Source organism: Nonomuraea sp. NPDC052129 (assembly GCF_040680095.1).
Taxonomy (GTDB): Bacteria; Actinomycetota; Actinomycetes; order Streptosporangiales; family Streptosporangiaceae; genus Nonomuraea.
The window spans coordinates 470,736-492,456 of record NZ_JBFAVX010000002.1; the positions used below are offsets into that span (position 1 = coordinate 470,736).

Here is a 21,721-nt window from a genome sequence, read left to right on the forward strand (position 1 = left end):
CGCGCGTTCCTCCTTCCGGCTGTCAGCGGTTCCTTCCGGTTGTCAGCACCTCCTGCCGCTGTTGATGCATCGCACGACGTTGTTCATGAGCTGCTTCGACATCACCTCGATGGCACCCGCGTGGTCGGTGTTCGGACTGTTCCCTTCGCTGGGAGCGCTGTCCACCATGAAGGGGACGTTCGTACCGTCGGGCTGGGTGTTGGGCACGTCGTCGTAGACGAGCGTGACGCGCAGCTGCGGCACCGCCTGGGTGTCGGCCGGGCAGGCTCCGTTCTCGTCGGGGAAGACGACGTGGGTACGGTGGTCCGCGCTGTCGAGGTTCTGGCCGTCCCAGCAGCTGGGCATGTCGAAGACGCGCATGAGGTTGCTGCCGGACGGGCAGATCGGATACTTGTCGGTCAGCCTGTTGGCGAAGCCGGTGCAGCTCCACGTGGGCCGGGCATTGGCCGCGTCACCAGGCGCGTCACTGGGTGCGGCACTGGCGGTGTCACTGGCCTTGGCACCGGCCGTGTCAGTGGGCGGGTCGCTCGGCACGTCACTGGCCGTGTCGCTGGGCAGGTCGGTAGGCACGTCAGTGGGCAGGTCGGTGGGCACATCGGTGGGCAGGTCAGTGGGTGCGTCGCTGGGCGCGTCACTGGCCGTGTCACTGGGCTTGCCGCCGCTCACCGCCTGCGCGTCGCCGGTGATCAGCCTGAGGAACTGAGGCGCGGCCGTGACCTTCGACATGGCGTTGCCACGGAACTGCAACTGCACCAGAGACGGCCGCACGGCGTTGCCGTCCGCCCCGCCTACCCGCAGGGTCGGCCAGAAGTACGTCGACCTGTCGGCGCGGATGCGGCAGGTGGTGTCCGAGGCGGCCAGGCTCTCGTTCGTGGAGAAGGCGTCAGTGGACACATTGCCCACGTAGTCGTTCAGCTGCTGGCCCCCCTTGGCCACGCCTGGAGCGGTGATGATGTTGTCGCTGTTGGCGTGACCCTCCTGGGGTGTGCCGCACCTGGAGACGAAGGAGCCGCTGGAAGCGGTCCTCTGCTGCTGCTGCACGGGGTCGACCGACTGGATGTCGACGAAGTCGTCGGCCGTCGGCCCGGACGCCGCCTTCGCGCTCGCGCTCGCGCTCGGCTTCGAGGACGCGGCGCCGCCGCTGCCGAGCGTGCACTTGGCCAGGCCGTCCAGCCCGGTGGGGCGGTCGGCGACTCGTCCGATGGCTGTGGCGATGCGGTTGATGGTGGCTGTTCGTTTGTCGGCCAGGGGGCCGAGGATGGCGTTCTGTACGAAGTTGGGGCCGCCTTCCCCTGCTGAGGTGGCGAGTCGGTTGTTGGCTTCGTTGATCTGTGTTTGCAGGAGTTTGAGGTTGCGGTCGACTTCGGCTTGGGCTTGGGCGGGAATGTCGGGAAGTTTGCCTGCTACGTCCGGGCAGGTGATCTTGTTCCCGCCGGTGGCGGGGGGTGTGGTCGCATTGTCGGACGGCGGTGTGGTCGCGTTGTCCGATGGCGGTGAGGTGGGGGGCTCTGAGGCGTCAGGGTCCTGGGTTGCGGGGGCGGTCGCGCCGCCGCCGTTGCCGAGTTTGCAGGTGGCCAGGCCGTCCAGCCCGGTGGGGCGGTCGGCGACTCGTCCGATGGCTGTGGCGATGCGGTTGATGGTGGCTGTTCGTTTGTCGGCCAGGGGGCCGAGGATGGCGTTCTGTACGAAGTTGGGGCCGCCTTCCCCCGCTGAGGTGATGAGTCGGTTGTTGGCTTCGTTGATCTGTGTTTGCAGGAGTTTGAGGTTGCGGTCGACTTCGGCTTGGGCCTGGGCGGGAATGTCCGGCAGTTTGTCGGCGACGTTCGGGCAGGTGATCGTGTCCGCGCTGGCGGACAGGTTCACCATGTTCCGCGACTGCCCGGATAATGGGCCACCCGCCAGAACGAGGGCGACACCTCCGACTAGGGAAACGACTCCCAGCCATGGCCTGAATGGCTTGCTCCCCGAGGCATTCGCCATACGGGAACTCCTCCCGGATTGATGACGTGGGCGGGAAAGCCCGCTTTTCATCAGATACGGGAGCATCGGCAGCATGGTTCACCCGGATGGAGAAGTCGCAGGTCAGACCGGCGATTCGGGCTTGACGGCGACGACCTCGCCGTCGTCGGTGTTCACGTACAGGATCGCGGGCGGTTGGGGGCCATAGGTGGTGTGAGCGGCACGAGAGTAGCGGCAGGTTATGGCGATGACGATTCACCTCGTCACACGTCGTCCTGGGAAACGTGGCAGCAAATTAACATCCTCCTTCGAGCTTATCGCGATGGAGCGTCTCACCTGGGTATTTGCTCTTTCAATCGTTCAGCGGGATATCTCTTCAGGACGGTCGCTGAAGCGCTCCGGCGTTTGCGCCGGAGAATGCAATGTGTTATCGGCGGATCTCTCACTGGTCCGGACAATGCGAATTCGGGCCGATGAAGGCTTCATTTCCACGTAGGGGGTCCGGGCGGCGCCGGGCGCGGTCGGTGTCGCGATGGCTCTATGCACCTAACCAAGCGCTTGCTACGCTCCGCTCATGCTGTCCACGATCGTCTGGGGCACCGGCAATGTCGGCCGTGCGGCCATCCGTGCCGTCGAGGCTCATCCGGCACTGAGGCTCACGGCCGTACTCGTCCACGATCCCGGCAAGGTCGGCCGCGACGCGGGCGCGCTCGCCCGGCTCGACCATGATCTGGGGGTCGCGGCGACCGACGACGTCGAAGCGGTGCTGGCCGCCGGTCCCCGCGCCGTCGTCTACGCGGCGTCCGGCGACATCCGCCCCGACGAGGCGCTCGCCGACATCATCAGGGCGATCCGGGCCGGCGCCGTGGTCGTCACCCCTTCGTTGTACGCGCTCTATGACCAGCGCAACGCCCCGCCGGAGCTGCGGGAGCCGGTGCTGGCGGCCATCGCGGACGGCGGTGGCTCGCTGTTCGTCTCCGGCATCGACCCGGGCTGGGGCAACGACGTGCTGCCCCTGTTGATCAGCGGACTCGGCGGCACCGTGGACGTGATCCGCTGCCAGGAGATCTTCGACTACTCCACCTACGACCAGCCCGACTCGGTCCGGTACCTGGTCGGCATGGGCCAGCCGATGGATTACGAGCCGCCGATGATCGCGCCGACCGTCCCGACCATGGTGTGGGGCGGCCAGGTACGGCTGATGGCCAGAGCCCTCGGCGTCGAACTCGACGAGATCCGCGAAAGCCGCGACCGGCGCCCGCTCGACGCCACGGTACGTACGGAGACGATGGGCGAGTTCGACGCCGGCACCCAGGGCGCGGTGCGCTTCGAGGTGCAGGGCATCGTCGAGGGCGAGCCCCGCATCGTCATCGAGCACGTCACCCGCATCCACCCGTCCTGCGCGCCGGACTGGCCGACGCCGCCCGACGGCCACGCGGCGCACCGGGTGATCATCGAGGGCCGTCCGCGCATCGAGGTCACGATTGAGGCCACCGACGAGGGCGGCAACCGGGCCGCGGGCGGGAACGCCACCGCGGTCGGCCGCCTGGTGAGCGCCATCGACTGGCTCGTGGCGGCCGAACCCGGGCTCTACGACGCGCTCGACGTCCCACTGCGCCCCGCGATCGGCAAACTCGGGAGGAAACAGCCATGAACCTCGACATCCCCGAGGGAAAGGACGCGATCGAGTACGTCTGGGGTGAGATGGTGCCCGGCATCGGGACCGCCGCCTCGCACTTCTCCCTGTCGGTGTACGCCCACACGACCCTCGGGCTTCGCGAGTTCGAGGCGGCACGGCTGCGGATCGCGCAGATCAACGGATGCGCCTTCTGCCTGGACTGGCGTACCGAGCGAGACGGGCAGAAGGTCGAGGAGGAGTTCGCCGACGCGGTGACCCAGTGGCGCACCACCGACGCCTTCGACGACCGCACCCGGCTCGCCGCCGAATACGCCGAGCGGTACGCCCTGGACCACCACGGCCTCGACGACGAGTTCTGGACCCGGATGACCGCGCACTACAGCCAGCTCGAGATCGTCGAGCTGAGCATGAGCATCGGCTCCTGGCTGGCCTTCGGGCGGCTCAACCACGTACTGGGCCTCGACACCGTGTGCCGGTTGCCCAGCGGCCGTTCACCCGCCACGCGGCGGGCACGCTAGATCTTCTCCAGGCTTTCTCCAGGCGCGAGCTGCAGTAAGAACCTGTTCTCATCCCACCGAGAGTAAGGAACATCGGATGAGTGACAACACCCCGGGCGAGGCCGGTTCCAGAGGTGTCTCGCGTCGTGGATTCATCGCCGGAAGCGTGGGCGCTCTGGCCCTCGCGGCCCACCCCACCGCGGCCCAGGCCGCGGCTCCGGCGGCGGCCGGTCCGATCGGCAACGGGGCCCATGTCCAGGCTCTGGTGATCGGCACCGGATATGGCGGCTCCGTGGCGGCACTGCGTCTCGCCCAGGCGGGTGTCGACGTACACATGATCGAGATGGGTATGGCCTGGGACACCCCCGGCTCCGACGGCAAGATCTTCTGCAGCACGCTCGCCCCGGACAACCGCTCCTACTGGTTACGTACCAGGACCAAGGCGCCACTCAACTACTTCCTCGGCTTCCCGATCGACCGGGACATCTCCCGCTACACCGGGGTCCTGGACGCCGAGGACTTCAGCGGCATCACCGTCTACCAGGGTCGCGGCGTCGGCGGCGGCTCGCTGGTCAACGGCGGCATGGCGGTCACCCCCAAACGGGAGAACTTCGCCGCCATCCTCCCGTCGGTCAACGCCGACGAGATGTACAACACCTACTACCCGCGGGCCAACGCCGGTCTCGGGGTGGGCACCATCCGTTCCGCCTGGTTCGACTCCACCGACTGGTACCAGTTCGCCCGCGTCGGCCGTAAGCACGCCCAGCGGTCCGGCTTCCCGTTCGTCTTCGTACCCGACGTGTACGACTGGAACTACATGGAGCAGGAAGCAGCCGGAACCGCCACCAAGTCCGCCCTGGCCGGCGAGATCCTCTACGGCAACAACTACGGCAAGAAGTCCCTCCAGAAGACCTACCTCGCCCAGGCCAAGGCCACCGGCCGGGTCACCATCTCGCCGCTGCACAAGGTCACCTCGGTCGCCCCGGCGTCCGGTGGCGGCTACACGGTCGTCATCCAGCAGATCAACACCACCGGTGACACCACGGCCACCAAGACCGTGACCGCGGACCGGGTGTTCTTCGCCGCCGGCAGCGTCGGCACCAGCAAGCTGCTGGTCAAGCTGAAGGCCACCGGCGCGCTGCCCAACCTCGACAGCGAGGTCGGCAACGGCTGGGGCGACAACGGCAACGTCATGTGCGGCCGCGCCAACCACCTGTGGGACCCGACCGGCGCCTCCCAGTCGACCATCCCCTGCGCCGGCATCGACAACTGGGCGGCCGGTGGCGCGTTCGCCGAGGTCGCGCCGCTGCCCACCGGGATCGAGACCTTCGCCTCGTTCTACCTGTCGATCACCAAGAACCCCAACCGCGCCCGCTTCTCCTGGAACGCCACGACCGGTCAGGTCGATCTGAACTGGCAGACCGCCTGGAAGCAGCCGGCCATCGACATGGCAAAGTCGATCTTCGACAAGATCAACGACAAGGAGGGGACGATCTACCGGACCGACCTCTTCGGCGTCTACAAGGTCTGGGGCGACCACCTCACGTACCACCCGCTCGGGGGCGCGGTCCTGAACAAGGCCACCGACAACTACGGACGTCTGGCCGGGTATCCGGGCCTGTACGTCATCGACGGCTCGCTGATCCCCGGCAACACCAGCGTCAACCCGTTCGTCACCATCACGGCGCTCGCGGAACGGAACATCGAGAAGATCATTGCCACTGACTTGTAGCGAGGGAGTGAGCGAGCGGTCGGTCGATCGGTCGCTCTGGAAGGGGCTGCGGCCTGCCCGCCGCGGCCCCTTTCCACGCTCGCCCTCGCCACCACAGGGCCTCCTCGTCTGTGATCGGCACTGTAGGCAGGCGCGTCGGGTGGCGCCGGTAGCGGGCGTGGCGGGGCCCGCCGGTAAAACGGGTGGCGGGGTGCGCGGGTCGGCGGGCACCGTGGCGGGATGGTCGCATCGCGCGGTGAGGCGCTGCCCGCCCGGGCGGCCGTCGCCCTCTACCTGCGGGGCCGCGGCCTGGCGGAGCCGGCGGCGCGCGACGCTTCGCTCCGCGTGGCCACCCCGTTGCGGGTGACCAAGAGGGGATCGCTCGTCTGGGCCCGCCGCCGGGCGCGCGATTGAAGAGCCCGCTTGTCTGGACGCGGTGGACAGGGTCGCCCGTCTGGGCGCGGTGGAAAAGGTCGCTCGTCTGGGCAGCCCGACCCCGCCGTCTGGAGATGTTATGTACGGGCGGGGCCGGGGGTCCGGTTTCGGGGCCTCAGGTGGCGTTGGTGTTCTGCGCGGCCTGGTAGACGGCCATCGCCTCGTTCCCGAAGAAGGGGCCGAACATGAAGTCCGGGGCGAAATCGTACTTGAAGCTGTTGACGGAGTTCAGCCAGCCGAGCCCGGTGGACTCGTTGAACCCCTGGAACCACGGACCGCCGCTCGCCCCGCCGGTCATGTTGCAGCGCAGCCCCTGGTCCCGGGTCATGACGGTGTCGTTGAACGCGCGCCCACTGCAGTAGATGAGCCTGGAGCCGTCGAACGGCGGCGCCGCCGGGTAGCCGAAGGAGAACATCTGCCGCTGCCTCGGCTGGTTGAACGCCACCCCCTGCCCGCCCACGACGTCGGTCAATGTCCGTCCCTGCAGCGGCGCGACCACGACCGCCGCGATGTCGAAGTTGATGTCCTCGTTGGCGTTCCACTGCTGCGTGGTCAGCATCCTGGTGGCCACCCAGGTGCCGAACGGACGTCGCCCGTTGTCGAAGCCCGGGATGAACACCCAGTTGCGGTGGGCCGCACCGTCGATCTTCACGCAGTGCCCGGCGGTCATCACGACGCTCTCGTTGGCGCTGGTCACCGCCGTACCGGAGCAGGAGGCGTTGCCGCCTTCGGCGGTGGTGAAGAAGACGCGTCCGGTGGTGCGCACGACGGCGCCGCCGTCCGTCCACCGGAGGCCGGGGCTGTTGGGCACCCGGGCTCCCTGCTGGGCGGTGGAGGCCGAGGCGGTCTGGACGCGCGTCGCGCCGCCGCTGGTCCAGGGGGTGCGCTGGGTGATGGTGGCCGAGGCGCCGCGGGTCGCCCACGGGGTTCCCTGGGTCGGTCCGCTCGACCGATTGCCACGTCGTGGCGTGGGCGTATCCAGTGGCCGCGCCGCCAGTGTGCGCTGCTGCGTCCAGTACTGCAGGACGTTCCTGCGTTCCGACGAGGAGTCCGTGGCGGACCACCTGACGGGCCTGGGGTCGAGGCCGGTCCCGCTCCTGGCCTGGGCGGCGCCCGCTGGGACCAGGGCGCCTGCCACGGTGAGCGCGACGGCGGAGAGCAGGGCGACTCTGCGGTGCATACGTACCTCCCGAAACCGGAATCTGCCGTCAGGAGGTACGTATGGAAGCCGCCATCTTCCTCAAGTCATGCTCATTCGGGTATGGCAGCATTACGGGGCGATTGTGCGGTGATACTGCGGGTTATTTCGGCCATGCCGCGGAGGAGGCGGGTCAAGGCCTCCTGACGCCATGCTTCACAATGTGATGCCATGGATTTCGCCGCCCCCGAGGCCGTATGGCAGGCGCCCACCGACGTCGAACGTGACCTGTACGCGGCCAAGACACGCGGCGACTGGGCGGCGTACTTCGACGTTCTCGCGGGCACGGACCTCTATCACGCGATGTCGCGCGCTCAGGCCGACGCCAAGCCGGGCTGGCTTCACTACAACGCCGCGTACTGGGGCCCTCAGCCCGGAAGCCCTTTGAGCCTCGCGTTCGTCACCGAGGGGATGCTTCCGGCGCCCGCGCCAGACCCGGTCTTCTTCGAAGTCGATCTGGGAAAGCTGGTCCAGGACTGGCCCCAGGACGACGAGTGGCTGGCCATCAACCCCGGCACCCCGTGCGAGGCGTTCTTCCCCGCGACGGCCGCCCATCGCCAGACGTGGCGCTGGCATGCCGACCGGACCTCCAGCACGCGCCGCAACCAACTGCGCACGCTGTGGGTCGGGGGTCCGCTGCACGGCAACGTCGCTCACGGCCTGGCCTGCGGCGCGCTGCTCTGCGTGAACAACGCCTCGCTCTGGAACGCGATGGGCTGGCACGGCACTGGCTACGTCCGTGAGCGGAGACGCCTGGAGGAGTGGTGGGAGATCACCAGCCGGGAAGGGTGGCAGCAGGCCCAGGAGGAGCTGCTCAAGGGCCGGATGAGCAGCTCCGTCTGGGGATTCGTGCTGGGGATACGCAGCACGCTCGCCCGTGACTTCGGCGGCGCGGTCGAAGTGGATCACTGGCGTCAGGTGACGTCACGGGTCATACGGCATCGCGCCGCGGAGAACGCGACCACCCCTGACCCCGAGACGGAGGCCGAGGTCGCCGGAGCGCAGCGGCTCATCGGACGAATCATCCGCTACGAGGCGAGATTCCGCGCGGACGGGCTGCTTCCCGAGGGCGGGTTCGTACGCACCGTGGAGGCGTGGGACTACGGGCGGGCGTCGAAGATGGCCCGGTGGGGGCTCGGCGCCCGCTACTGCGACCTGGTGGAGGCGGAAACGGCGGTCCTGCGCGCGGGCGCGGTCAGCCGGATCAACTACCGCTCCTGGGAAGAGTTCTCCGCCGCCTACATCCTGGGCCGCTGTCTCCACTTCGACGAGGAGGAGTTCGGCGACTGGTACGGGGAGATGCTCAACGCCCACCGAATCCTGACGACCGACCCGAACAGCCCCTGGCTCAACATCCCCTTCAAACGATGAAGGCGACCTGACACCCCCAAAGCCGCTGGTCACCGAGCGCCGAGCGGACGGCTGAAGAGCCCGTCCGGTCGGCGCTCGGCGTTTTGACGCCTCCATGACATCACAGCAGTCGACGCAAGGCACTTGTCATGACGCCATTATGACGTCATAGTTGCGTCATGGACCTCGCGCCGTACATAGATCACCTCCGTCGCGAACTCGCGGCCACCGCCCAAGCGGGCGACGACGACGCCCGCGCGATCGCCGAGCGTCTCGCCGCGGCGCTTGAGCCGGCCACCCGGCTCGCCCTACTGGAGGCGCTCTCCGCCGCCGCGGACGAGATCACCCGTGACCTCGCGCCGGGCTCGGTCGAGGTCCGCCTGCGTGGCCGCGAGCCCGGCTTCATCGTGACGTCACCGCCCGTCGGCCAGTCGTTCGGGGACGCGGGCGAGACCGCGTCGGCCAGGGTGATCGACCCAGGTGCCAGAGCGGACTCAGGCGCCAGAGCCGACGAGGGCGGGACCTCGCGGATCTCGCTCCGCGTCCCCGACCACCTCAAGCCGCGCATCGAGGAAGCGGCCGCCGGAGACGGGCTCTCGGTCAACACCTGGCTGGTCCGCGCGGTCTCCGCCGCGCTCGAACGCGACGGGGGCCGGCACCGGGGGGCCCAGACCGTTCGGAGCCACACCGGCTGGGTGCGCTAGCCGGGCCCACGACCACGCGTTCCGCTAAGCGGAGCACCGCCGAATCCATGAGGGAAACGCCATGCCAACCTTCGACACCCCCGAGCCCATCGTGGCCATCATCGATCTGGCGACCGCCAACGTCCGGATCAACGCGAGCGATCGCACCGACACCGTCGTCGACGTACGCCCGAGGGACGAGTCCAACGACGCCGACCGGCAGGCCGCCGAGCAGGCCCAGATCGAGTACGCCGGCGGCCGACTCCTGGTGAAAGTGGGCAAGCCCCGGGCCGCGTCGCTGTCCGGGTGGAGCGGCTCGATCGACATGCTGGTCGAGTCGCCCAAGAACTGGGCCCGTTCGCTGCTCGGATGGGACGGTTCGGTCGACGTGACGATCGACCTGCCGGCCGGCTCGCGCGTCGACGCGAACGGGACGGCGGACTTCCGCTGCAAAGGCCGCCTCGGCGACGTGAAGTTCACCGCCTCCTACGGCGACATCCGGCTGGAACGGGCGGGCCGGCTGCAGCTGAAGACCGGCTCCGGCGACATCTCGGTGACCCGGTCGGTCGGGCACGCCGACATCTCCAGCGCCAACGGCACCATCCGGGTCGGCGAGATCGACGGCACGGCCGTGGTCAAGACCTCCAACGGCGACCTCGTCCTCGGCGCGGTGACCGGCGAGTTGCGGCTGAACACCGCCTACGGCGACATCATCGTCGACCACGCCCTGGCCGGCGTCGCCGCCAAGACCGCCTACGGCAATGTCCGGATCGGCGAGGTGGTGTCCGGCGCGGTCGTCCTGGAGACCGCCGGCGGCCGGCTCGAACTCGGCATCCGGGAGGGCAGCGCCGCCTGGCTGGATGTGAGCTCCCAGTACGGCACGGTCGACGTCGACCTGGACGCCTGCGACGGCCCGGCACAGTCCGACAAGACCGTCGAGGTGCGCGCCCACACCGCCTACGGCGACATCGTGATCCGTCGTTCATGACACAAAAAGTTCATGACACAAAAAGTTCATGACACAAAACACCAAAGGAGATCTCATGCCCCCCGCGATCGTGGCCGAGGGTCTGGTCAAGAAATACGGCACCGTCACCGCCCTGGACGGCATCGACCTGTCGGTCCCCGAAGGCACGGTCTTCGGATTACTCGGCCCCAACGGCGCCGGCAAGACGACGACCGTGCGGATCCTGACCACCCTGCTGCGGCCGGACGCCGGACACGCCACCGTCGCCGGTCTCGACGTCGTCGCCGACGCCCAGCGCCTGCGCTCGCACATCGGGGCGTCCGGCCAGTACGCGGCGGTCGACGAGCACCTCACCGGCGCCGAGAACCTGGAGATGGTCGGCCGCCTCTACCACCTGGGCACCAAGCGCAGCAAGCAACGCGCCCGCGAGCTGCTGGAGCGCTTCGACCTGACCGACGCCGGTGACCGCCCGGTGCAGGGCTACTCCGGCGGCATGCGGCGCCGGCTCGACCTGGCCGGCGCGCTGGTGGCCGATCCGCCGGTGCTGTTCCTGGACGAGCCCACGACCGGCCTGGACCCCCGCGCCAGAGTGGGCCTGTGGGAGGTCATCTCCGAGCTGGTCGCGGGCGGCACGACCGTACTGCTCACCACCCAATACCTGGAGGAGGCCGACCGGCTCGCCGATCGGATCGCGGTGGTCGACCACGGGCGGGTGATCGCGCTCGGCACCGCCGACCAGCTGAAGGACCAGGTCGGCGGCGACCGGATCGAGCTGACGGTGCGTGACGCCGCCGACCTGGAGACCGTGCGCCGAGTCCTGGCGCCGCTGGCCGTGGCCGACGTCCGGACCGACCCCACCTCCCTGAGCATCACCATCCCCGTGGCGGGCGGCGCCGCCTCGCTCACCACCGCCCTGGGTCACCTGGCCGCCGAGCGCGTCACCGTACGCGACGCCGGGCTGCGGCGACCGACCCTGGACGAGGTCTTCCTCAGCCTCACCGGCCACCAGGCCGCCACCGACGACACCCGGGAGACGGTCCGATGAGCCCCCTTCAGATGGCGATGGCCGACGGCATGACGATCAGCAAGCGCAACGCGCTCAAGATCAGGCGGGCCCCCGACCTGCTCGGCGGCGTGATCATCTTGCCGGTCGTGTTCGTGCTGCTGTTCGTGTACGTGTTCGGCAGCATGATCGACCTGCCCGGCATCTCGTACCCGGAGTATCTGCTCCCGGGGATCTTCGTCCAGACGATCGTCACCAGCGCGCAGATCACCGGCTACACGCTCACCCAGGACCTGCAGAAGGGCATCTTCGACCGGTTCCGCACGCTGCCGATGGCGCCGTCGGCGGTGCTGGTCGGGCAGACGCTCTGCGACATGCTCATGAACATCACGAGCATCGTCACGATGGCGCTGGTGGGACTCCTGGTCGGCTGGCGCGTCCACTCCTCGCCGCTCGAGGCTCTCGCGGGGTTCCTGCTGTTGCTGTTCTTCGCCTACGCCTTCTCGTGGGTGACGGCGACGATCGCGCTGGCCCTGCGTACGCCGGAGGTGTTCAACAACATCGCCACCCTCGTGTCGTTCCCGCTGGTCTTCCTGTCCAACGTCTTCGTCGACAGCTCCCGGCTGCCCGGCCCGCTCAAGCCCGTCGCCGAATGGAACCCGGTCTCCACGTTCGTCCAGGCGGCGCGCGAACTGTTCGGCAACACCACCGCCCTCAGGCCGGTGCCCGACGCGTGGCCGCTCCAGCACGCGGTGGCGGTGTCGGTGGGCTGGTGTGTGCTGATCCTGGCGGTGTTCGTCCCGCTGGCCACGCGCCTGTACAAGAGGGCGGTCTCCCAATGAACCTCCCCGCGGGACGGCACGACGACGTCGAGCGCGACCGGATCGTTCAGCGCGTCCAGCAGGCGTACGCCGACGGCCGCCTCGGTTTCGCCGAGATGGAGGAGCGGGTCGAACGGGCTCTCACCGCCGTGACCCAGGGCGATCTGGCACGGGCGGTCGCCGACCTGCCCGACCCTCCCGAGGAGGAGGTGGTCCTGCTGAGGTCCACCGGCGGGCGCGTCAGACGGTCGGGCGACTGGCAGGTCCCGCGCGTGCTGCGGGTCGAGTCCGAGTACGGCGGTGTGCACCTCGACCTGTCGGGGGCCGTCATCGACCATCCCGAGATCGGGATCGAGCTCCGGCTCGCGTACGGCTCCGCGGTGATCATCCTGCCGGCCGGCGCGACGGCGAACGTCGACCAGGCGCGGACCGAGTGGGGGCGGGTGATCTGCAAGGCGTCCGGTCGTCCGCGTCCGGGACGGTTGCATGTCCAGATCGCCGGCGAGCTCGCCTACGGTCATCTGCGGGTCCGCCACCCGCGCGGCCTCGTCAGATAGGCGCGTCCGACGGACCTGGAAGAGCCGCCGGGCTCGGCTCAGACAGGCGCGTCCGACGGGTCGGCCGGGAACGCCGTGAGGCCTCGGAGCTCTTTGCGCGACAGCAGGCCGAGCTTGCGCAGCGAGCTGGAGACGTGGCTCTCCACGGTCCGCCTGGACAGGAACAGCTCGGTCGCGATCTCCTGGTTGGTCTTCCCCGCCGCCGCCAGCAGCGCCACCTCCCGCTCCCGTGACGACAGCGTCTGCCCATGAGAGGGACGCCCGCCGCGCCACGGATAAGGGATGGGCACCCCGTTCTGCCGCATGATCCGGCAGATCCGGGCGATGTCCCGGTCCGCGCCCATCGCCGCGTACCGTCGCAGCGCGCTTTCGAGCAGGTCGCCACCGTTGGCCGCGCCCCGTTCGCAGCGCCACCTGCCCAGGCGCTCGCCGGCCAGGGCCTCCTCGTAGCGGAGCCCGGCGTCCCGCAGCGTGGTGCGCGCCGCGTCGATCAGCCGCTCGGCCGTCAGCTGATCCGCCCGGGAGCGGGCGATGACGGCCCGGGCGCTCAGCGCGGCGGCCTGCGCGATCGGCGCTTCGGCGCCGTCGATCGCCGCGCTCAGCTCGTCGACCAGCGCGGCGGCCTCGCCGGCCTTCCCGAGGGTGTCCAGGGCGTCCACGAGGCACAGTACGGTCTCGGCGCCCCACACCCAGTTCCCCTTGGCCCGCACCTGGTCGAGCCCGGCGGTGGCCTGCTCGACGGCGCCCACGGCGTCGTCGAGGGTCAGCAGGAGCCGGGACAGCGTCATGCGGGCGGCGATGAGCGGCCAGACGGCGCCGACCCGCTCGGCGATCGCGATCACCTCGCCCAGGCCCGCCACGGCCTCCTCCGCTGGGCCTGTCGCCGCGAGCAGCGCGCCCCGCATCAGCCGCGAGTCCAGGGACCCGGCGGCGAACGTGGCCGCCGCGCCCTCCAGCGGCCGCAGGCGGTGTTCCAGCCCTTCCCACCGCCCGGCGGCCCGGTCGACGGCGGCCGTCACCAGCTCGACGACGTCCGCCACCCGGAGGTATTCGGCCTGGTCGGCGGCCTGACGGCCCTCGGCCAACAGGCCCTGCGCGCGTTCGAGCCGGCCGATGTGCAGGGCGCCCTGCGCCCAGTTGAGGCAGGCGCGGGCGTGCTCTTTGGGCGCCGACCGCAGACCGTCGTCGCGCAGCAGGTCATCGATCAGCCGCCAGCTTCCCGGGTCGCCCTGTTCCAGAAGAAGCGACGCCCGCGCGATGCGTACCGCGATGTCGACGTCCCGGTCGCCGCTGCGACGCGAGGCCTCCTCGGCCTGCTCGCAGCGCGCGGTGTGCTCGCTGACGTGCCGGTTCACCACGGTCTCCGGCGCGGCGAGCACGGCGAGCGCGCGGCCGAGGAGAGCGGGCCGCTCCGCGAGGTCGTCGATCGCGCCCTCGATCTGCAGGTAGCCCGCCCGCGCCTCACCCTGCTGACGCAGCAGGCGGCCGAGGGCGAAGCGCAGCTCGCCACGTAGCGGAGCGGGGAGCGGCTCGGTGGCCAGCAGGCGTTCGAGTATCGGTACGGCCTGGGCGTGCGCCAGCCCGTCGACCGCCACCCGGCCGAGCTTGACGGCCAGCCGCACGCGTAGCTCACGGGGAAGCTCGCCGATCTCCAGCGCCTGGAGCAGGAACCGCGCCGCCGTGGCGTCGTTGCCGTGGGACAGGGCGGTGTCAGCGGCGGCCTCGGCGTTGCCGACGAACTCCGTCGTCCGGCCCGCGAGCCGGAAATGGTGGGCGAGCCTGGCCACCGGTCGGGGACCGGCCACCGACTCCAGGGCCCGCGCGGTCCTGAGATGCAGCCACCGCCGGCCGGACACCGCTACGGACTCGTACACGATCTGCCGTGCCAGGGCGTGCCGGAACCGGCACCGGCCGTCCTCCTCGTGCAGGAGTCCGACCGCCTGCGCCTGACCGAGGGCACGGGCGATCTGCGCCGCGCCGCGCTCCGTGACCTCCGCGAGTACCCGGTCATCGGGCGTCATGCCGATGACGGCGGCGGCGCCGAGGATCTCCTGCGCCGCCTCGTCGAGCGAGGACAGCCGTCGTAGCACCACGTCGCGCAACACTGTCGGAACGGCGAGCTCGGCCAGGACGTCCGACCGGCTGGGGATCTCGCTCGCGGGCAGGCGCTCCAGGAGCGTACGGAGCACCTCCTCCACCACGAACGGGATGCCGCCTGTCTTCTCGTACAAAGGGGCGGCGAAGGCGGGGGGCAGCTCGGCCTTCAGGATGCTCCGCGCGAGCTCCGCCACCTCGGGCCTGCTCAGCGGGGTGAGGCTGACCGACCGCGCCGGCCCCGACGGCGCGCGGGCGAAGGCCTCCCGGATCGGAAGCAGCCCTGCTTCCGTTCGGACCGTGAGGATCACCGACAGGTGCCTCGGCTGGTGGGCGGCGAGGAAGGCGAGGAAGTCGTGGGTGCCGCTGTCGGCCCAGTGCACGTCCTCCAGGACCAGCACCAGCGGGCTCAGATGGTCGAGCAGGGCCACGGCCGCCCGGAACACCCGGTGCCGCTCCGCCCGCTGGTCGGGCAGCGGCGGCAGGGGCGGTGGCAGGTGTGCGGCGATCTCGGGGAGCAGCGGCGCGAGCGCCCCTGTGACGGGGTTGACCGGGCGGGACCGGGCGAGCTCGGCCTCGGCCAGGCGGAAGGCGTCGAGCAGGGGGGACAGCGGAAGGGGTTCCTGAAGCTGCTCGCACTGGCCCACGAGCCGGCGGGTCCCGGCCAGGCCGGGTGTGGCCAGCAGCTCGCTCACCAGCCGGCTCTTACCGATGCCCGCCTCACCTTCGATCAGGGCGAGGGAGGGCGGAGCGGTGATGACCGTGCGCAGGAGCGCGAGCTCCGCCTGGCGGCCGACGAGCACGTCGGACAGGGAGCCCGAGGGGGCGATGCGGGCCGGTCCCAAGGGCATGTGGTGAACCCCCTACCTGCAGGTATCAGCATGAGCAGGCTACCGGATCTTAAACCCGCGGTAAGTGGCGGCCAAAAATCCGTATACGGTACGGATGCTCCATCCGGCCGGCTCTCAATAGCCTCGGCGATCGTCCGCGTGATCCGCGGCGATGCACTGAGGGGCGACGATGGATCTGTCCACATCTCCTGGACGCAGTACCAGCAGGCGCCGCCGGCTGGTGGCGGCCATGGCATTAGCCGGATTGACGCTGACCGGAGCGGCCTGGCCCGGTCCGGTGACCGCGGAAGCCGAACCGGAACAGCAGAAGACCTACATCGTGCAGATGGCCGCCGACCCCGTCGTGACGTACGAGGGCGACGTGGCCGGGCTGTCCGAAACCAAGCCGCAGCGGGGCGAGAAGATCGATCCCCGCTCCACCGAGGTGACCAGGTACGTCGACCACCTGCGTGGCCGGCACGACGCCGCGCTCAAGAAGGTCGGCGGCGAGAAGGTCTACGAGTACGCCTACTCCTACGGCGGTTTCGCCGCCCGCCTGACCGCGTCCCAGGCGTCCCAGCTACGCGCGATGTCCGACGTCGTGACCGTGGTCGAGGACAAGAAGGTGTCGGTGCAGACGTCCTCGACGCCGTCCTTCCTGGGGCTGGACGCGCGCGGCGGGCTCTGGGACCAGCTGGGCGGCCCCACTGGGAAGCGCCGGGGCAAGGGCGCCGGCGAGGGCCTGGTCATCGGCGTGATCGACAGCGGCATCTGGCCGGCCAGCAAGAGCTTCGACGGCCGCGACGCGGACGGGAAGCCGTACGGCCCGGTCCGCGGATTCCACGGCACGTGCGCGACCGGGAGCCCGGACGACTCCTGGAACAGCGGGATGTGCAACGGGAAGCTGATCGCCGCCAAGCACTTCGACGCCGGGTGGGGCGGTGACGCGGGAGTCAAGGAGCAGCTCCCGTGGGAGTTCCTGTCGCCGCGTGACTACAACGGGCACGGCACGCACACCTCCTCCACCTCGGGCGGCAACTACGGCGTGTCGGCGACCGGCGCGGCCGCGGCGTTCGGCAAGATCAGCGGCATCGCGCCGCGGGCCCGGATCGCCGCGTACAAGGCGCTCTGGTCGACGCAGGACGCCTCGACGGCCAACGGCTACTACTCCGACCTGGTCGCCGCCATCGACCAGGCGGTGGCGGACGGCGTCGACGTCATCAACTACTCGGTCTCGGGTACGCAGTCGGACTTCCTCGACCCGGCGGAGATGGCGTTCCTGTCCGCCGCGGAGGCGGGCGTCTTCGTCGCCGCCGCGGGCGGCAACAGCGGCCCGGCCGCCGCCACCGTGGCGCACCCCTCTCCCTGGGTGACCACGGTCGCGGCCGGTACGCACAACCGCGGCACGCAGGGGTCGGCGACGCTCGGCAACGGCACCACCTACAGCGGCGCCTCGCTGGCCGCCACCAAGGTCGGGCCCGCGCCGCTCGTCGACGCCACGGCGGCGGGGCTGCCCGGCGCCGACCCGACACGGCTGGCGCAGTGCTACGCCGCCAGGGACAACGACGGCAAGGCGCTGCTCGACCCGGCCAAGGTGAAAGGCAAGATCGTCGTCTGCGACCGCGGCGAGACACCCCGCGTCAACAAGAGCGTGGCCGTCGCCGAGGCGGGCGGCGTCGGCATGATCCTCACCAACACCGACGAGAACTCGCTCAACGCCGACCTCCACTCCCTGCCCACGGTGCACCTCGCAGTCAAGGACAGGCAGGCCGTCAAGGACTACGCCGCCGCCAACGGCGCGACGGCGACGATCGACCAGGCCAAGATCAACAACAACACGCCGGCTCCGTACGTCGCGGAGTTCTCCTCGCGCGGTCCGCTGTACGCCGCGGGCGGCGACCTGCTGAAGCCGGATGTGATCGCTCCGGGGCAGGACATCCTCGCGGCGTTCGCGCCGCCGGGCGCCAACGGGGCCGAGTTCAACATCTCCAGCGGCACCTCCATGGCGGCCCCGCATGTCGCCGGGCTCGCCGCGCTGCTGAAGGACCTGCACCCGGACTGGTCGCCGATGGCGATCAAGTCGGCGCTGATGACGAGCGGCTCCGACATCCTCGACGGGCCCGGCACCGATCCGTCGGTGATCTTCAGCCAGGGCGCCGGCCACGTCACCCCGAACAGCGCCGCCGACCCTGGCCTGGTCTACGACAGCGGCATCAAGGACTGGATCGCGTTCCTGTGCGCCACGACCAAGGGCGTCTCGGAGCAGGTCTGCGACGCGCTGGCCAAGAAGGGCTACTCGCTCCAGGCGCGTGAGCTGAACGTGCCCTCGATCTCGCTCGGCCGGATGGCCGGCACCCAAACGGTGACCCGCAAGGTCACCAACGTCGGCCGCTCGACCGCCACGTACACCGCCTCCACCGCCGGGCTGACCGGAATCACGGCCAAGGTCACGCCGAGCCGGATCACGCTGCGGGCGGGGCAGACGAAGTCGTTCGCGGTCTCCTTCACCCGCACTACCGCCCCGATGAACAGCTACCAGGGCGGGCGGCTCATCTGGAAGGACGGCCGCCACACCGTACGCGTCCCCGTCATCCTGCGTCCGGTGCCCGAGACGTGGGCGGCCACCCACGGAGTCACGGGCGGGCAGGACTCCGCCGAGTTCATCGCCCTGGACCCCAAGGGCAAGCGGGTCTACGTGACCGGCGCGAGCTTCGGGTCCTCGCCCGGCATGCTCAGCCCGCGGATCGAGACCGTCGCCTACGACGCGGCGACCGGCGCCGAGCTGTGGAGCAAGGGCTACACGGGCCCCGCGGGCAACTACGACGAACCGCACGCGATCGAGGTGAGCCCCGATGGGAGCAAGCTCTTCGTCACCGGCACGAGCGCCGGGAAGGAGACCGGCAACGACGCGGTCACGATCGCGTACGACACCGCCACGGGCCAGGAGCGCTGGATCGCCCGGCACACCGGTCCGGCGGGGCTGTCGGACTTCGCCAACGCGTTGACGATCGGACCCGACGGGAAGAGCGTCTACGTCACCGGGATGTCCACGCTGGCCGAGGGCGGCAAGGACGACTTCTTCACGGTCGCCTACAACGCCGACAGCGGCGAGCGTACGTGGCTCGCGTACTACGACGGGCCGGGAGCGGCCACCGACGACGCCAGGGCGATCAAGGTGACGCCGGACGGGTCCAAGCTCGTCGTCACCGGCCAGAGCCAGGGCGAGCCCGGCACCGGCCTGTCCGACTGGGGCACGGTCGCCTACGACGCCCGCACCGGCGAGCAGCTCTGGACGGCCCGGCACAACGGCCCGTCGAACAGCATCGACATCCCCGTCGGCATGTCGGTCGCCCAGGACGGTAAGTCGGTCTTCATCACCGGAGCCAGCGAAGCCCCCGGCACGCAGACGGACATGACCACGATCGCCTACGACACCACCTCAGGAAAGGAAATCTGGGCGGACCGCTACGACGGCGCCGCGCATGGCAGCGACAACCCGCACGACATCATCCTGGCGCCCGGCGGCGGCAAGCTGTACGTCACCGGCAACACCGAGGGCGAGGGGACGCGGTCGGACTACACCACGATCGCCTACGACCCCGGCACGGGTAAGCGGTCCTGGGTTCAGCGCTACGACGGTCAGGCGAAGGGCGACGACGTCGCCTGGGACGTCGCCGTGACGCCGGACGGCGGCAAGGTCGTCGTCACCGGTCAGAGCACGGACGACGAGGCCAGGGGCGGCGACTACGTGACGATCGCCTACGACGCCGCGACCGGCGGGCAGACCTGGACGGGCCACTACGACGGCGCGGCCGGCGCCTCGGACAACGCGCACGCGCTCGCCGTGGACGCGGCCGACGGTGCCGGGGTCCGGATCTTCGTGACCGGATCGAGCGCGACAGGCGGGAACCCGCCCGACGCGCTGGAGATCGACTTCGCGACGGTGGCCTACTTCGAGCCCTGGAAGAAGCCCTGATCCTGGAGTGAATCGCGCGCCTCCGGCTCCCGCCGGGGGCGCGCGAGGCGCGTCAGGGCTTCGGCGCGGGTACGGTCGAGCTCGCTCTCCTCGGCCCGGGCGCGTTCGCGAGCGTACTCCCGCATCAGGTCGTGGAAGGTGTAGCGGCCCGGCTCACCCTCCTCGATGAGGTGCGCGGCGGCGAGCCGGCACAACAGGAGGTCGGTCTCGCCCAGGGGCGCACCGGAGAGCGCGGCGGCGGTCTCGGTGGTGAACGTCGGCCCGGGTGCGAGGCCGAGCAGCCGGAACAGCCGCCGTGACGGCGGGTCCAGGCGGCGGTATGACAGGTCGAACGCCCCGCGTACCGCCGCGTGCGGATCCCCGTTGACCGTCAGCGAGGACAGCCGGGTCCCGGCGAGCCGGCGTACCTGGCCGGCGATGCCCCCGGCGGGCCGGCCGAGGACGCCGGCCGCCGCGACGCGCAGCGCCAGCGGCAGGTAGCCGCAGGCCCTGGCCAGCTCACGGGCGGCGTCCCGCTCGGCCGCCAGGCGCTCGTCGCCGAGGAGCCGGCCGACCAGGGTGCCCGCCTCGTCCGGGGCCAGCATGCCGAGCGGAACGGGGATCGCGCCGTCCCGGGCGACGAGGCCGGTCAGCCGGTCCCGGCTGGTGATCACGGTGGCGCAGCGCCGGCCGCCGGGCAGGAGCGGACGGACCTGCTCCTCGCTGCCGGCGTCGTCCAGGATCACCAGGACCCTCCTGTCGGCGAGCAGGCTGCGGTAGGCGGCGCTGGCCTCCTCCTCCGCGTGCGGCACCCGTTCGGCGGGCACGCCGAGCCCGCGCAGGAACTGCCCGAGCGCCTCGATCGGGCGCAGCGGACGCTCCGGCGAGTGGCCGCGCAGGTTGACGTAGAGCTGGCCGTCCGGGAAAAGCGAGCGCATCCGGTGCCCCCAGTGGACGGCCAGCGCCGTCTTCCCGACCCCGCCGGTGCCGGTGACCATGGAGATCGCCGCCGTGTCGCCGCCGGTCGCGGCCGAGTCCAGGAGGCGGAGTTCGGCCGCCCGCCCGGTGAACTGCCCTGGCTCCGGCGGCAGTTGCGCCGGCATCGCCGACGCCTCCCACGCCTCGACCTCGTTGAGAGCGACCCCGTTGAGAGCGGAAAGGTCGGGCGACCTGATGGTGGAGACCTTCCCCCGGAGGATCCGCTGGCGAAGCTGCCGCAGCTCGGGACTGGGGTCCAGGCCCAGCTCCTCGATGAGGCGGCGGCGGGTGCGTTCGTAGCGCTCCAGCGCGTCCACCCGCCGGCCCGCCCGGTACAGCGCCAGCATGAGCAGTCCGACCAGCCCCTCCCGGAAGGGGTTCTCCGCGACGAGCGCGATCAGCTCGGGGACCAGCCCGGCGTGCCGGCCCGCCCGCGTCTCGGCGTTCAGGCATTCCTCGGTGACCGCGAGCCGTTCCTCGACGAGGGCGTCGCGCAGCAGGTCCAGCAGCCCTCCGCCGGAGACGCCGCTCAGGGGCTCGCCCCGCCACAGCGCCAGCGCGCGTCTCAGCCCGGTGGCCCGTGCCTCGGCGGACTCCATCGTCCGCGCGCGGGCGACGGCGTTCCTGAACTCGTGTACGTCCACCTGCTCAGCGGCGAGCCTGAGCAGGTAACCCTGCGAGTAGTACGTGATCGTGACGTTGGCTCTGGCCAGGGCGGGCCGCAGCCGCGAGACGTACCCCTGCACCATGCCCCGGGCGCCTGTGGGGGCCCGCTCTCCCCACAGCCCTTCGATTAATCGTTCGACCGACACGGTCCGGCCCGCCTCCAGCGCCAGCAAGGCCAGCACCGCCCGCTGCCGGGGTGGTCCGAGCAAGACCTCCTGATGGCCGTGCCACGCTCGCACCGCTCCCAACAGTCCGATCTTCAGCGCTTGGCCGAGGCCCTGCAGTTCTAATCCGTCTGGCATATCGCTCCCCGTCTGGCACGTCGTGGTTACAGGCCGCCATACGAAAGACACGAGACGCAGTCCAGTAGAAATCCTT

At 70.4% G+C, this 21,721-nt stretch carries 15 protein-coding genes; 11 read left to right on the forward strand and 4 right to left on the reverse strand.

Annotated elements, in window-relative coordinates; translation table 11 throughout:
- Positions 1-42 precede the first annotated feature (42 nt).
- On the reverse strand, positions 43-1,866 hold the full coding sequence (locus tag AB0L53_RS06900) for a DUF1996 domain-containing protein (protein ID WP_363991454.1): 1,824 nt from the start codon (positions 1,864-1,866) through the stop codon (positions 43-45).
- A gap of 667 nt (positions 1,867-2,533) precedes the next feature.
- On the opposite strand from AB0L53_RS06900, the gene AB0L53_RS06905 reads away from it, so the two are divergent.
- From AB0L53_RS06905 to AB0L53_RS06920, 4 genes are all read left to right on the forward strand, one after another.
- Positions 2,534-3,613: a dihydrodipicolinate reductase gene (locus tag AB0L53_RS06905; RefSeq protein WP_363991456.1), complete on the forward strand. Its 1,080-nt coding sequence runs from the start codon at positions 2,534-2,536 to the stop codon at positions 3,611-3,613.
- Positions 3,610-4,116 (forward strand): carboxymuconolactone decarboxylase family protein, encoded by a 507-nt coding sequence (locus tag AB0L53_RS06910; protein ID WP_358544351.1) that lies wholly within the window; start codon positions 3,610-3,612, stop codon positions 4,114-4,116. Before AB0L53_RS06905 ends, AB0L53_RS06910 begins: the two co-directional genes overlap by 4 nt.
- Before the next feature lie 76 nt (positions 4,117-4,192).
- A complete protein-coding gene (locus AB0L53_RS06915; RefSeq protein ID WP_363991459.1) occupies positions 4,193-5,827 on the forward strand; it encodes a GMC oxidoreductase in 1,635 nt (544 codons plus the stop codon).
- A gap of 219 nt (positions 5,828-6,046) precedes the next feature.
- Complete coding sequence (locus tag AB0L53_RS06920) at positions 6,047-6,220, forward strand: hypothetical protein (RefSeq protein WP_363991462.1); 174 nt, start codon at positions 6,047-6,049, stop codon at positions 6,218-6,220.
- Positions 6,221-6,356: 136 nt separating this feature from the next.
- Here AB0L53_RS06920 and AB0L53_RS06925 read toward each other — a convergent pair whose 3' ends face one another.
- Positions 6,357-7,421, reverse strand: a complete 1,065-nt coding sequence (locus AB0L53_RS06925; protein ID WP_363991466.1) for a peptidase — start codon at positions 7,419-7,421, stop codon at positions 6,357-6,359.
- 189 nt (positions 7,422-7,610) lie between these two features.
- Between AB0L53_RS06925 and AB0L53_RS06930 the strand changes: the two genes are divergently transcribed.
- From AB0L53_RS06930 to AB0L53_RS06955, 6 genes are all read left to right on the forward strand, one after another.
- The gene (locus AB0L53_RS06930) at positions 7,611-8,810 is read left to right on the forward strand and encodes a DUF1266 domain-containing protein (RefSeq protein ID WP_363991468.1); all 1,200 of its coding nucleotides are present in this window, start codon (positions 7,611-7,613) and stop codon (positions 8,808-8,810) included.
- A gap of 158 nt (positions 8,811-8,968) precedes the next feature.
- Positions 8,969-9,493 carry a histidine kinase gene (locus tag AB0L53_RS06935; protein WP_363991471.1) on the forward strand — a complete coding sequence of 175 codons (525 nt, stop codon included), beginning with the start codon at positions 8,969-8,971 and terminating at the stop codon, positions 9,491-9,493.
- A gap of 61 nt (positions 9,494-9,554) precedes the next feature.
- Entirely contained in the window at positions 9,555-10,460 is a 906-nt protein-coding gene (locus AB0L53_RS06940; protein WP_363991474.1) for a DUF4097 family beta strand repeat-containing protein, read from the forward strand.
- Between the two features lie 55 nt (positions 10,461-10,515).
- A complete protein-coding gene (locus tag AB0L53_RS06945; RefSeq protein ID WP_363991476.1) occupies positions 10,516-11,484 on the forward strand; it encodes an ATP-binding cassette domain-containing protein in 969 nt (322 codons plus the stop codon).
- Positions 11,481-12,284 (forward strand): ABC transporter permease, encoded by an 804-nt coding sequence (locus AB0L53_RS06950; RefSeq protein WP_363991480.1) that lies wholly within the window; start codon positions 11,481-11,483, stop codon positions 12,282-12,284. The genes AB0L53_RS06945 and AB0L53_RS06950 overlap by 4 nt, the downstream gene beginning before the upstream one ends.
- Entirely contained in the window at positions 12,281-12,820 is a 540-nt protein-coding gene (locus AB0L53_RS06955) for a DUF1707 domain-containing protein (protein ID WP_363991484.1), read from the forward strand. Before AB0L53_RS06950 ends, AB0L53_RS06955 begins: the two co-directional genes overlap by 4 nt.
- A gap of 38 nt (positions 12,821-12,858) precedes the next feature.
- Here AB0L53_RS06955 and AB0L53_RS06960 read toward each other — a convergent pair whose 3' ends face one another.
- Positions 12,859-15,765: an AAA family ATPase gene (locus AB0L53_RS06960; RefSeq protein ID WP_363991486.1), complete on the reverse strand. Its 2,907-nt coding sequence runs from the start codon at positions 15,763-15,765 to the stop codon at positions 12,859-12,861.
- Positions 15,766-15,934: 169 nt separating this feature from the next.
- Between AB0L53_RS06960 and AB0L53_RS06965 the strand changes: the two genes are divergently transcribed.
- Positions 15,935-19,720 (forward strand): S8 family serine peptidase, encoded by a 3,786-nt coding sequence (locus AB0L53_RS06965; RefSeq protein ID WP_363991489.1) that lies wholly within the window; start codon positions 15,935-15,937, stop codon positions 19,718-19,720.
- Here AB0L53_RS06965 and AB0L53_RS06970 read toward each other — a convergent pair.
- Positions 19,693-21,645: a BTAD domain-containing putative transcriptional regulator gene (locus tag AB0L53_RS06970; RefSeq protein ID WP_363991492.1), complete on the reverse strand. Its 1,953-nt coding sequence runs from the start codon at positions 21,643-21,645 to the stop codon at positions 19,693-19,695. The genes AB0L53_RS06965 and AB0L53_RS06970 overlap by 28 nt on opposite strands.
- Positions 21,646-21,721: the final 76 nt, after the last annotated feature.